The following is a 14,019-nucleotide window of genomic DNA, read 5'->3' as shown; positions in this document are numbered from 1 at the left end:
AAAATAGAGTAGAAAATCTACTCTATTATAACAGTTATGAAAGTATTTGACATCATGCTTTTAATACAAATTTTGCCATCTTTATTGATAAGTTCTTCCTGCTTTTCTTCCTGTGCCGTAGCAAGATAACATTTCTTATCTGCATCTATAGAAAGAATAACATTTTCAATATCCTCATTTCTATTATTAAGAATACGAATAACTGAAGCTTGTCCTGACTCTGCTTTTTTATACGCCATCAATTCAACTCTAGAATCTAAATCTATATTTTCATATCTCCAAGCTAAATTTTGATTTTGTTGACGACTAATATCATTAAGATAACGTGATTGTACAGGAGTATTTAAAACTTCGGCATTGCGTACAAGCATTGACATTTGATGACTTTCTCCAAAGAAAAGTGAATATTCACTTGTTATTTTTTTATCTAAAAGTTGTGATGATGGTGTATCCATACGATAACCAGAAGATCTTCCTGGTCTAATTAAAAGATCTGCTTTACCAAATTTTCCAACACTTCTTAAAAGTGTTAAACAAATTTTTTGATTATCTTCTACCTCATATTCAAGCGGTCCGCGACTGATCATAGCCATAATAGACTTATCATGATTGAGTTTTACAAATCTTTGCATTGCATAAATTGGTAAAACAAATTCAGTTGCTCCATTATCAAGACCTTTTTGGTTTGTTATAACATTATCTCTTATAATTGTTCCAAATTGATCCTGACTGCAGTTTTGATGAGAAGTATAAATATCATCAAAAGTAACTCTTACAATATGATCACATGAATGATTATCAATTGTTGTTTCAAAATCAATTGTTTGACTATTTGCTTTTAATGAGATATCTGTCACAATACATAAAGCTACCTTTTCATCACTACGATGATGATTAATAACCTTCTCAGGTACTTTCACATTAAAAGTCAGACGATATTTAGCTTCTATTGAAGATGCTTCAATGAGTTCAACAGTTGGTTTTGTATCATTAATTCTGATTTCTTTATCATCTATACAAGGTGAATAATTATATTCATCACCATCATCACCTTTTTCAACAAGGGTATGAAGACGATGATATGTTTCACCTGTTAATTGATTTGTCACTGTTAAAGTTCCATCTTCTTCAATATTCATTGATAAATACTTATTTTTAGCTCCACAATCTGTAATGACAACATCACCTTGTAAAGTTTTTTCTGTCTTTTCTTTAAAACATACTTTTAAGATTTCATACCCCATTGCTGGTAAGAAAGATGTATCAATTTTTAATTGAATTTTAAACTTCGTTCCTTCTAGAACCTCACCAGAATCATGGAAATTTTCCATACCATTATAGTATTCAATATCATGGCATGTTTCTTTTATTTCATTCATTAACTGGTAAGGAACAATTGTTCCATCTTGACGTTTTAATACAAAATCTTTATCTTTAACAATCATGCTCACAAACGCATAATCTTGTCTAGCATATGGTAAAGTATTAAACAATACAAGAATATCTTCATTATCTTGAAGTTCACTTAAATCTACTTTTTCAGCTAAGAATCTAAAGTTCATCCAAATCAATTCGTTTAATCCATGACGTAAATTCAACAAACGATTTTCAACTGTATGATTGATACTATCTGGAGATGAACTATAAATGGAATCATGGAATTGATTTTTAAAGATAATTTTCCAGAAATAATTCACAAGTTCTTGATCACAATACCCACCTAATGATCTTGTAATACTGATCATTGGTTCAACAACTTTTGCCATCAATGTTTCATAATATCGCATAGCATTTTTTATATCTATACGTGTAGATGTAATTCCAGCATGAATACGACCTAAAGCAGCACTTCTAGCTTCACCCTCATAAACAGTTAGTTCATGATTATTTTGTTTTGCAGTTTTTAAAATAGTATCTAAAAATTCTTCTGGATTTGTCATTTGACATGGATATTGATCGTTTTTCAATTTTTCTATCATCTGAGAAGAATGACGTCTAGGAAAAGCATAATCGCTTCCTAACATGAATAGAATTTCCCCATCTTTATAACGTTCTTTTAATTTAGGAAGAAAGTTTTCCATATCCTTTTTAACATCTTCGTAATTTTCAGGAAATCCACGATAATGTCCATATCCTAAGGCAAAGTGAACTGATGGTAAAACAGTATCTCCATTCCCTTTCCATAAAAACAATGAATCTTCTAATGTATCATAATCAAATCCTCGCCATGCAAAGATACCTTTCATTCCAATTTGTTTAAAAAGGTAAGGTGTTACTTTATTTTGACCAAAAGCATCTGGCACCCATCCAACTTGCATACAATGACCTAGTGATTTTGCATATTGACTTCCAATAATAAGGTTTCTTAATAATGCTTCGCCAGAAGGTATAATCATATCTGGCTGAACATACCAAGGACCTATAAATAATTTTTGAGCTTTAACCAATCTTGCAATACGTTCTTTTTGAAATGGTTTAATTGCAAGATAATCTTCTAATGCAGCTGTTTGTCCATCAAATGTAAAACATTTCATTTGTGGATCATTTTCTAACATATCAATCAATCTATCAAAATAATAACACAATTTAATACGTGAAGCATCAGTTGAACGTAGCCATTCTCTATCCCAATGAACATGGGGAATAAAATGAATATTATTCAAGTGTGACACCTTCATTCTGAGCTTCAATACTATTTTGTTTAATTTGTAGTTTTACAAATGGATAATATAAGATTAAATCAACAATAAACAATACAATACATAAGATAACTGGACTGATTGTAAATGCACCTAATACCCATGCGTTAACAAAGATAGGTTCAACTCCAGAATTTAAAACAACTAAATGATTAACCCATCCCCATGAAGTTGCAAAATAACCAATAATTGCATTGATAACAGGAACAAAAACAAATGGTAAGAACATAATAGGATTTAATACGATTGGCAAACCAAATGTTACTGGTTCATTAATACCAAATAATCCTGGAATAATGGCTACTTTACCAATAGATCTTTCTGCAGAACCTTTTTTACCTAATACCAATAACAAGACAACAAGAGCCAATGTTGAACCAGATCCTCCAATCATGGCATAAACATTACATAGTGTATTTGGAGCAACTTGTGTAATTCCATCAAAAGATCCTGTTTCCACATACATTTGAATGTGTTCATAGAAGATTGGCATCCATAAAACTGAGATTAATCCCCACATAATTGAGAATCCGTGAACACCAAAGAACCATAATAATTGCATAATAATGATAACCAAAATAACAGCTGGTAATCCTGTACCAATACCATTTAATGGTGAAATAATAAATTCAGTAATTAATGCCTGTAATGAAGCATAACCACAAAGTACAACAACTTCTTTAATAACTGAGAAAATAACCATAATTACAAAAAATGGAATAATAGATAAAAATGAATTTAAAACCATTGGTGGAACTTGTCCTGGTAATTTAATTGTATATTTAGAATTAACTAAATGATAGTATAAGAATGATGAAGCTAAACCAATAATCATCCCTGTAAACATACCTTCATAATTGAAGAAATTAATTTGGAATGCTGTAATTGTTGAATCACCAACATCAATAGCATTTGGAATTGTAGCAATATAAGCAATAAGTGAAACAATACAAGCAACTAGTGGAACACATTTATCACCTGTTTTATTTGCTCTTAACTGATTAGAATAATTGTAAGATGAAGCCAATACAACAACTAAACCAGTCATACCCATAGCGACTGTATTAATATTTGCGAAAGCATTAATAATACTTCCTAAGATTCCATCTAAAGGAATTCCCCATTCACCAAACCAATAATTAGCTTGTTGACTCACTAAACCTGCAAGAGATCCAACAACAGTAAATGGACTCGTTAAGATACATGCGTCTTTAATCGCATTTAATAACTTGTTTGAAGTAACTTTGTCAGATAGTGGCATAAGATACTTCTCTAAAAATGACATAATTAATTTCATATTTTTTCCTCCTCAACAACAATAAGTATACAGAAAGCACTTTCAAATAGAAATTACAAAACCTGTAATATTTTTACAGATTTCCACAAAAAAATAAGAGGCTGTTACCTCTTAGAAATACACTTTCATAATCAGTTCTGCAAATAAAGAGTTTGCCCAACAAAACCATGGTCTTGTATATTGGCTATCATCATTGACGTCAAAACTTTCATGACAATATCTTGTATCACCTGTATTATTCACAATCATATCAATAAGTGTTTGAATTTCTTGTTCATCATTTGATGTCAATGCCTGCATTGTTAAAGCGATTGGCCATACATATTCTTTCCATGTATGTGGTGAACCAATGCCTTTGGCTTTTGTCCCTTCATAATAATAAGGATTATCATGACTTAAAATAAAACGTCTTGTATTTTGATAAATCTCATTATCTTCATTACAGTATCCTAAATATGGTAAAGATAATAAGCTTGGGACATTTGCATCATCCATTAAAACATGATTTCCATATCCATCTGTTTCATAAGCATAGATTTTCCCATATTTTGGATGAACATATGTTCCAAACAATTCAATTCCATAATCAATCTCAAATTTCAAATCTTGAATACGTTCTTCCAAATATTCATCATGATAAATATCTTTAACAATTTCTTGTAAGTAAGATAAAATCACACTGCAAAACATATTACCGGGAATATTATAATTCAAGGCACAGGCATCATCACTTGGACGAAATGCACTCCAAATCATCCCTGTATATCTTGTATCAAAACCATGTCCATGATTTTGTAAAGTTTCCGTTTTTCTTAAATTCCATACTTTTGCCATATCTCTTTCAAAAGTATAACTTGATTTTTGACTATGGTATTGCTCAGTTTCAAAAACATCCAAAATTGTTTGAATAAAATGAAGATATTGTTTATCAAAAATCGTATCATCATTTGTTTCTTTCAAATATAGATAAGCCAACTGAACAGGATAGCACAATGAATCCAATTCAAATTTTCTTTCCCATACATAAGGTTTCATAATTGTTGTATCGTGATATTCTCTTTCAACATCTTCTGTATTTAAAAATGCATTAGCATAAGGATCCAATAATATATAATCAACTTGTGATTTTATCAATCCTTTAACCTTATTTTGTAAATCACTATCATCTTTCATCAATGATAAATAATGATGCACTTGACAACTGGAATCACGTAACCACATGGCATTAATATCACCAGTAATAATATAAGTTTTCTCCCCATCTACTTTTACACTTGTTTCCAATGTAGACATAAAACACTTTTTAAACATTTCTCTTAATTTTTGATCTTCAATCACTTCATCAGCTTTTTGTAAAACTTCTTTTATATTCATATCAACCACTCCTTATATCCATTTTATAAAAAATAGTCATTGATTTCTATTTCTAATGATGTATTATTTTTTCTTTATAAACATCTGCATTCCATGACCTGATAAATCATTAGGTATTCTTGCAAATCCTAAGCTTTCATAAAATGCTTCTTTTCCCTTTGCAGCTATTAATTGAATAGAACAACGTTCATTGTTTTGTAAGTGATTTTGAACATATTCAATGATTTTTTCAATAATTCTCGTTCCAATTCCTTGTTTTTGATATTCAGGAATAACAGCTACATCACATATCAAATAATAAATTCCATCACCTATTAATCTCCCCATTGCGATAACATTTTCATCATCCTTCACAACAATACTATAAACAGTCATATTTAATGCTTGTTGTAATTGGTGATCTGTAAACATAGACCAATGTACTGCTTTTCTTATTGCTTGAATATCTTCAATCTTTAGTACATTTTCTTCGTACTTTATCATTGATATCACTCTCCTATCTTTTTAAACCACATTTTAACATATCAATAATAATTTTTAAACTAACACAAAAAGCTGTCTTTTCAACAGCTCTTTCATTTATTATAATTCATGAGTCATAGACTGAATATGATATCCAGCTTTTTCTATAACACGATATAAATCATCATCATTGATTTCTCGATCATAACTGACTTCGGCAGTTTGTGTTTTTAAATCTACTTTTGCACTTGCACCATCTATAGAATTAATCGCATTTTGAACATGTTTTACACAATGATCACAATGCATTCCTTCAATTTTTAAAACTTTCTTTCCAATGATTGGATATTTTAATTTCTTTTCTTCAACATCAAGATTTTTGTGGCTTCCACCACAACAAGAACCATCACCTTTAAAATGTTTCATACTGCCTTTTAATGCAAACCACAACAAAACAACAACTATCCCAATAATAATTGCATCAACCATGATGATCCCTTCTTTCCTGAAATTTTAAATCATTGCGTTTATTTAACCATTTTTTAAATTTTTGAAATCCTAAATAAATACACATCCCAACAATATAAACAACAATAATAATCAAAAACATATAAAACATTGATCCGGTTGAATTTCCCATATAGACCTACCTCTTTGATTTCTTTTGATCAGCATCATACATTTCTTTCAAATGTTTTAAATCTCCACAGCCACTACATCCTGTACAGATACCATTGCAACCATTTTGCGTTCCATTTTTCTTTTTACGATAATATTGTATGATAACATAAAGACAATAACTGGCAATAAGTATTAAAACAATCATATCTGCCATAACATTTCACTCCTTTAATATGTCAAAACTGGACACTCTCGTATCCAGTGACTTGACTATGAATTGACTTGAACTGATCTTCTTGAATACACTTTTTGATTTTTGTATGGATCTGGTCTAAACAACAAGAATAATATCACAGCTGCCAAGACAAATGCAATAGCTGTCCAAATACCAAAGACTCCTGTCACAAAGAATGTTCCAATCTGGTAAATACATAAACATACAACATAAGCAAAGACATTTTGGAAAATAATCGCAAACCAGAACCATTTACGAGATTGCATCTGTTGAGCCATAGTTGCAATAGCCGCAAGACATGGTGAATCTAATAAGTTGAAAATCAAGAATGATAAAGCAGATAAAGTTGTAGGGAACCATGCTTGGACACCTTGAGCAACATTGACTGCATCTTCGACATCTCCAGCAACATTCGCCAATAATCCCATTGTTGAAACAATTGCTTCTTTGGCAGTAAATCCAGAAAGCGAAGCAGCAACTGCCTGCCAGTTTCCAAATCCAAGTGGTACAAATATTGGAGCAATGGCTCCACCAATCATAGCTAATAAGCTATTTTCACTTTCAACCAATCCAAAGTGTCCATCTACAAATCCATAAGCACCTAAGAACCACATCACAACACATGCCAAGAATAAAATGGTTCCAGCTTTAATAATAAATCCTTTTAATCTTTCCCAGACATGTAATAAAACTGTTTTCACTGATGGAATATGATATTGTGGTAATTCCATGACAAATGGTGCTGGTTTCCCCGAGAATGGTTTTGTTTTTTTCAAGATAATTGCTGAAACAAGTACAGCAAGAATTCCCATAAAATACATCATTGGGGCAATAAATGAACTTTCAGTATATCCTGCCACTTCTCCTGCAATGACACCACCCATTAAAGCAATAACAGGTAACTTTGCTCCACAAGGGATGAAAGTAGCTGTCATAATTGTTAAACGACGATCATTATCCTGTTCAATCGTTTTAGAAGCCATAATACCCGGAATTCCACACCCTGAAGAAATAAGTAGTGGAATAAAACTTTTTCCAGATAGTCCAAAATGTCTAAACACACGATCCATCACAAAGGCAATACGTACCATGTAGCCACAATCTTCTAGAATAGATAAAAACAAGAACAAAATAGCCATCTGTGGTACAAAGCCAAGTACTGCTCCTAAACCACCAATAATACCATCTACAACAAGCCCTTGAACAATATCACCTGTTCCAATACTTGCAAGAAAGCTTCCAACAGCATCTTGAATTGCTACAACAAAAACATCATTAGTCCAATCTGTTACCCAAGTTCCTACTGTTGTGACAGATACATAATAGACAATAAACATCACGGCTATAAAGATAGGAATACCTAAAATACGATTTGTTACAATTTTATCAATCTTATCTGAAATCGTTAATTTTTCTCCACCTTTTTTAACTGTTGTAGAAATTATTTTTTGAATAAACTGATATCTTTCATCAGTCACAATACTTTCCATATCATCATCGTGCTTCTTTTCTAGTGTGATACGTTGATGATCAATAATGGCTTGATTTATAATCTTTCCTTGTAAATGCTCTACAACCTTACTATCATTTTCTAATAATTTAATCGCATACCATCTTTTTTTATCCACACTAATAGAAGCAGGTAATTGATTTTCCACTTCCACAATAGCTTTTTCTAATTCAGATGAAAAAATATCTTTTGGTAAAGACACTTCTTTTTGATGTGCTACTTTTACAGCTTCATCTATCAAAGCATCCAGTCCCGTCTGTTTTAAAGCAGATGTTTCAATAATAGGACAATTCAACAACATTGATAAACGTTTTATATCAATTTTGATGTTTCTCTTTTTTAATAAATCAGCCATATTTAAGGCAATCACAACAGGAACTCCTGTTTCAATCAATTGCGTTGTCAAATAAAGATTTCTTTCAATATTTGTTGCATCAACCAAATTAATAATCACATCTGGATTCTCATTAAGAATATAATCACGACTGACAACTTCTTCCAATGTATAAGGAGAAAGCGAATAAATACCCGGTAAATCTGTAATGATGATATTTTCATCTTTTCTCTTTCCTTTTAATTTACCCTCTTTTTTCTCTACTGTTACACCTGGCCAGTTTCCTACATATTGGTTTGCTCCAGTAAGAGCATTAAACATGGTTGTTTTCCCACAGTTAGGATTTCCTGCTAAAGCGATTTTAATATTCATATTTTCAACCCCCCTATTTTACTTGTACACACTGTGCATCCATTTTTCTTACAGATAACTCATACCCTCGAACTGTAATTTCAACTGGATCCCCCAAAGGTGCTACTTTTCTAATATACAAGCTTGTTCCTTTTGTGATTCCCATATCCATAATACGACGTTTATAAGCACTATCACCATCAATCTTTGTAACAGTGACTGTACTACCAACTTTTGCTTCACTTAGATTCATTTTTAACCTCTCCTTTCAATCACACCATAATATGACGTGCCATTTCTTTATTAATCGCAACACGTGAGTCTTTAATATTCACAATAACGTTTCCACTTATCGTAGATAAGACTGTGATTTCACTACCAGCTATAAAACCAAGATTTTCTAAAAAACGTCTTGTTTCCTCATTTCCTCCAACTTTACGAATTGTATTTACTTCACCAATACTGGCTAATGTTAATGGCATCATAATCATCCCTTCTTTATATTAGCACATGCTAACTCTTTGTCAAAAATATAAGTTAGTCTTTACTAACCACATCATTAGAATACTCTCATTTCCTATAATTGTCAATATATAAAAGCAAAAAAGTAGCTATTTTCATATATTCATGTATAATGAAATTTTGCTAAAAAATTTCATTATATGATTTAACATAATACCAAATATAATATGTTAAATCATTTCCAAATCAAAAATGAATAATATATAAATTAGAATCATTATATGAAATTACACTTTATAATGGTCAGCATGTCTCGAGTTGTTTTAAACTAACTCATATGATATGATTACTATAGATAAAATCATAAGGAGGTCTGTATGTTAGAATTATGTTTTGATATCAATACATATCATATTTTAAAAATTCTTCAAGCTGAAAATGTTATTGATTCTTTTCATCACATTATATATTTATATGATGATTTATCTATAGGTTCTTTGAATGTTAAAAATCTTGAAGAACGTATAACTTCATTACAAGCGTTAAAAGTCAATTATGATTTTCATAAGATGATTAAAAATTATAAAGACATGTTATCACAAATAAAAAATCATCGTCAAATCAGAATATGGACTTCATCTTATGCCCATGAAAAAATAGGATTTTACATTACATGCTATATCTTATATCAATTCAAATTTTATGATAAACAGATATATTTATGTCAATCTGCCAAACTTCATAACAACAAATATGCAACTATGTTTTTAACTGTCCCTGATGATTTTATAGACTTGATAAAAAAAGCTGAAATCATAGACCCAAGTCAATATATCAAATTTGCTGAAAAATTGATTCAAGAAAATGCACCATTAAGATTAAAAATAAATAATGAAATTGTTTCAGTACAAATCAATTATTTTGATGATATGATTTTATCATACAAAAAACAGTTTCCAAATATATCAGATCAGGATTTATGCGGTGATATATTATTTGATTATCACAAACAAAATTTTGCATTGATGAGAGATGATATAATATTGAATAGAATAAAATATTTGAAAAACAAGCACTAGTTAAAAGTCCTCATATAGTCAAACTAACTATATGAGGACTTATTTATGCATCAATTTGCCACTTAGCACTCTCATTTTGTAAATCGAGCATATGTCGATAGAGTCCATCTTGTTTATATAATTGTTCTGGACTTCCTTCTTCTTTCACTTTTCCATCTTCTAAAACAATAATCTTATCAGCTGATTGAACAGTTCGCATTCGATGTGCAATGACCAACACAGTTTTGTTTACTAACAGTCTTGACAAAGCTTCTTGTATTTTTGTTTCATTTTCAACATCAAGACTAGCTGTTGCTTCATCTAATAAGATGATTGGTGCATCTTTTAAAAGTGCTCTTGCGATTGAAATTCTTTGTCTTTCTCCTCCAGATAGCTTAGTACCATTTTCACCAATAAGAGTATCATAGCCATCAGGAAGTTTTTGAACAAATTCATCACAATTCGCTGCTTTTGCAGCTTTATATACTTCTTCATCCGTTGCATTTCTTTTCCCCAAACGAATATTTTCTTTAATGCTGTCATCAAATAAAACAACATCTTGAAATACCATTGAATAGTCACTCAATAAAACTTCTGGATCAACTTCATTGATATCAACACCACCCACTGTTATTTTTCCCTTTTGAACATCAAATAGACGTGCCGCTAATTTAGCACAAGTACTTTTACCTGACCCTGATGGTCCAACCAAAGCTGTCACTTCACCTTCCTTTGCGATAAAGCTAACATCTTTTAAAACATCTTGTAAATCATAAGCAAAGGAAACATGATGAAACTCAATGTCATATCCTTTTGGCTTAAATGTTTTTTCACCTGATGCAACAGGTGTATCATATATTTCTGTTATACGATTTGCTGATACTTGAGATATAAACATTTCTGCAATTAATGCTAGACTTTGATCAAAAGGTGCATAAATTCTTGTAATCACTAATAAAAACATAAACAAAATCATGAAATCAACTTGTCCTTGCACAATCAAATGTACTCCAACCAAAATTGTTGTTGCTACACCTAAACGCATAATTACACTTGCTCCATTGACAAACAATCCAGCTACCAGTTCACCTTTAATCATCACTTTTTCATGTGTATCTATTTTTTGATAAAGTCCTTGAAGATAAGTTTCTTCTTGATTAGTTGCTCGTATCTCTCTCACATTTTCCAATGATTCTTGGATACCATCAGAGACTTGTATTGCTGCCTGTTTAAGTTTTTGAGATGCTTTTGAAGTCCATTGACGAGAACCAAATAGTAAGCCAAATGCCACTGGTACACCCCAAAGACAGGAAATCGCCAATCGCCAATCATAGATAAATAAGAACACAGCAATAATCCCTGTTGAAATATAAGAACCATACAAATAACCAAGAACATGTGACCAGACATGTTCCATTCGGTTTACATCTCCCATTAGTGTTTCCGTTAAATCTGCAATATCTTTTTTATGAAAATATCCTAGCGGTAATTGACGCAATTTTTCTGCCAATGAAATTCTCGTTGCTTTGACTTCTCCATAAACCAATCCATATGTTGAAGTATACTGTTGAAGATGAGTTATAAATGATAGACATACAAATGCAATCAATAAACCAATAATAACAAGAACATTCATTTCAGCTTGATTTTTTATTAAAAGAGAAACAAGGTGATTCATGAGCAAATATAATATACTTATACCACCCATAACAACAATATTAACCACAACTGTCCAAAATGTTCCTTTTTTGACATTTTGAACACCTTGATAAGTTAAAGCATACTTACGCCTAAAATTTTCTCCAAACATTTATATATCCTCCTTTCCACTTGTAATTTTCCATTTTACTGACTGATTATAATCATTCCACATTTTATGATATAGACCATGTTTATTTAAGAGTTCCTCGTGACGTCCCTCCTCTACAATTTTCCCATCTTTTAAGACAATGATTTTATCCGCATTAACAACTGTTGATAAACGATGAGCAATCATAATAACTGTCTTATCCTGACACAAAACGCTAAGAGCTTTTTGGATCAAAACTTCATTTTCAGGATCAGCAAAAGCAGTCGCTTCATCCAATACAACAATGGGTGCATTTTTCAATATAGCTCTTGCTAGGGCAATTCGTTGTTGCTCACCGCCAGATAAATATGTTCCTTCTTTTCCAATTTGTGTATGTACACCATCAGGAAGTTTTTCAATAATATCTTGACATCTTGCAGCTTGTAATGCTTTTATCACATCCTCATCTGATGCCTGAGGATTAGCAATTTTCACATTATTTAAAATAGATGTTTTAAAAAGTTGAGTATTTTGAAAAACAAAAGCTACTTGATTCATTAAAACATGCTGATCAATATTTTTGACATTCACATGACCTACTTCTACAATACCTTCATCCACATCCCAAAATCTTGGAATTAAACTTGCTGCTGTGGTTTTACCTCCTCCCGATGGTCCAACCAATGCAATTGTCTGACCTGACTCAACTTGGAAAGATACATGTGACAAAGCAGGAATATTTGATCCCTGATAAGTAAAACTTACATCCTTAAAAGCAACACTATTGTCCTTTGGCATTTGAGGATTGATGCACTTTTCAAGTATTGGTGCTTTCATAACCATGTCGATACGGCTAAGTGCTGTATTTGCCAACATGATTCCTGATGAAGCGAACATAATTTTTGCAAGGGCTGTTGAAATAATAGCTGAAAAAACCGCATAAAATATAAAATTTGTTACAAGTTCATGAATTTTCCCACCATTTAATGCTTCAGGTATCAAAAGAATAACCACTGGAATTAAAAAAATAAATGCTCCTTCAGTGAATGTTAAATTAATGGATTGAGGAACACGACAAACTTTTCCTTGATAATATTCAGCTTTATCACTATATTCCTCAATAGCTTGTTGAAATGACTTAAACGAATAAACTGTCTGTTGAAATATTTTCACAACTGGTATTCCTCTTACATATTCTGTTCCAGCTTTTGTCATTTTATCTTGGGCAGCTTGATATTCAGCCATAATCTTTGCATTTTTACCACCCATCATTGAAAACATCATCAAAATGGAAATCACTGCAGATAGCAGACAAGCCAATCCCATACGCCAATCAAAAACAAACATCAAAATAACCATCCCTATAAAAAGAACAATCGTTCCTACTATATCAGCTAAATTATGTGCTAAGAGTGTTTCTGTATCATTTGCTCCACTATCAAGCCTTCCTCTAATAAGTCCTGAAGCGTTATTATCAAAGTATCCTAAAGGTGCCTTCATAATATGATTCATACCTATCTTTCTTATGTTTTCAGCAGTTCTAAACGCAGATAAATGCGTACATAATAATCCAATAAAATAAAATATAATTCCAATGATTGCAAACCCAAAAGCAACCCATCCATACATTTCTAGATTTTGAACATATAAATAATCTGGCATTGCTCCAATCAAATCTCTTGCAACTAACCAAATACAAACATATGGCACAATACTACAAAGCATAGAAATTGCTGATAAAACAAGACCAATAAAAGTTAATACTTTGTAATTTCCTGCATAATCCAATAAAGTCATAATGGATCCTTTTTTCTTATTTTCCATTGT

13 protein-coding genes are annotated in these 14,019 nt (G+C 31.3%); 1 reads left to right on the top strand and 12 read right to left on the bottom strand.

The window, feature by feature from the left end:
• Positions 1–17: 17 nt before the first annotated feature.
• The 10 genes from ACGHJ8_RS01125 to ACGHJ8_RS01080 form a co-directional block, all read right to left on the bottom strand.
• On the bottom strand, positions 18–2,672 hold the full coding sequence (locus ACGHJ8_RS01125) for a glycoside hydrolase family 38 C-terminal domain-containing protein (RefSeq protein WP_390542395.1): 2,655 nt from the start codon (positions 2,670–2,672) through the stop codon (positions 18–20).
• Positions 2,656–3,996, bottom strand: a complete 1,341-nt coding sequence (locus ACGHJ8_RS01120) for a PTS sugar transporter subunit IIC (RefSeq protein WP_390541197.1) — start codon at positions 3,994–3,996, stop codon at positions 2,656–2,658. The genes ACGHJ8_RS01125 and ACGHJ8_RS01120 overlap by 17 nt, the downstream gene beginning before the upstream one ends.
• A 111-nt stretch (positions 3,997–4,107) precedes the next feature.
• Positions 4,108–5,370 carry a glycoside hydrolase family 125 protein gene (locus tag ACGHJ8_RS01115; protein WP_390541195.1) on the bottom strand — a complete coding sequence of 421 codons (1,263 nt, stop codon included), beginning with the start codon at positions 5,368–5,370 and terminating at the stop codon, positions 4,108–4,110.
• 63 nt (positions 5,371–5,433) lie between these two features.
• Positions 5,434–5,853: a GNAT family N-acetyltransferase gene (locus ACGHJ8_RS01110; protein WP_390541193.1), complete on the bottom strand. Its 420-nt coding sequence runs from the start codon at positions 5,851–5,853 to the stop codon at positions 5,434–5,436.
• Between the two features lie 99 nt (positions 5,854–5,952).
• On the bottom strand, positions 5,953–6,321 hold the full coding sequence (locus ACGHJ8_RS01105; RefSeq protein ID WP_205090077.1) for a heavy-metal-associated domain-containing protein: 369 nt from the start codon (positions 6,319–6,321) through the stop codon (positions 5,953–5,955).
• Complete coding sequence (locus tag ACGHJ8_RS01100) at positions 6,314–6,472, bottom strand: hypothetical protein (protein WP_211962737.1); 159 nt, start codon at positions 6,470–6,472, stop codon at positions 6,314–6,316. Before ACGHJ8_RS01100 ends, ACGHJ8_RS01105 begins: the two co-directional genes overlap by 8 nt.
• Before the next feature lie 6 nt (positions 6,473–6,478).
• Complete coding sequence (locus ACGHJ8_RS01095) at positions 6,479–6,667, bottom strand: FeoB-associated Cys-rich membrane protein (protein ID WP_205090081.1); 189 nt, start codon at positions 6,665–6,667, stop codon at positions 6,479–6,481.
• Positions 6,668–6,723: 56 nt separating this feature from the next.
• Positions 6,724–8,904 (bottom strand): ferrous iron transport protein B, encoded by a 2,181-nt coding sequence (feoB, locus tag ACGHJ8_RS01090; protein ID WP_390541190.1) that lies wholly within the window; start codon positions 8,902–8,904, stop codon positions 6,724–6,726.
• Positions 8,905–8,917: 13 nt separating this feature from the next.
• Complete coding sequence (locus ACGHJ8_RS01085) at positions 8,918–9,136, bottom strand: ferrous iron transport protein A (RefSeq protein WP_087357024.1); 219 nt, start codon at positions 9,134–9,136, stop codon at positions 8,918–8,920.
• Between the two features lie 19 nt (positions 9,137–9,155).
• Positions 9,156–9,368 carry a FeoA family protein gene (locus tag ACGHJ8_RS01080; RefSeq protein WP_205090083.1) on the bottom strand — a complete coding sequence of 71 codons (213 nt, stop codon included), beginning with the start codon at positions 9,366–9,368 and terminating at the stop codon, positions 9,156–9,158.
• Positions 9,369–9,722: 354 nt separating this feature from the next.
• Between ACGHJ8_RS01080 and ACGHJ8_RS01075 the strand changes: the two genes are divergently transcribed.
• Entirely contained in the window at positions 9,723–10,424 is a 702-nt protein-coding gene (locus ACGHJ8_RS01075) for a DUF1835 domain-containing protein (RefSeq protein ID WP_390541188.1), read from the top strand.
• Between the two features lie 43 nt (positions 10,425–10,467).
• Here ACGHJ8_RS01075 and ACGHJ8_RS01070 read toward each other — a convergent pair whose 3' ends face one another.
• Both ACGHJ8_RS01070 and ACGHJ8_RS01065 read right to left on the bottom strand, forming a co-directional pair.
• Positions 10,468–12,213, bottom strand: a complete 1,746-nt coding sequence (locus tag ACGHJ8_RS01070; protein ID WP_390541186.1) for an ABC transporter ATP-binding protein — start codon at positions 12,211–12,213, stop codon at positions 10,468–10,470.
• The gene (locus tag ACGHJ8_RS01065) at positions 12,214–14,016 is read right to left on the bottom strand and encodes an ABC transporter ATP-binding protein (protein WP_390541184.1); all 1,803 of its coding nucleotides are present in this window, start codon (positions 14,014–14,016) and stop codon (positions 12,214–12,216) included. It abuts the gene before it with no gap.
• Positions 14,017–14,019 lie beyond the last annotated feature (3 nt).

Source organism: Massiliimicrobium timonense (assembly GCF_042850985.1).
Lineage (GTDB): Bacteria > Bacillota_I > Bacilli_A > Erysipelotrichales > Coprobacillaceae > Allocoprobacillus.
Note: the sequence above shows the minus strand (reverse complement) of the source record. Positions and strands in the feature narration are given on the sequence as shown.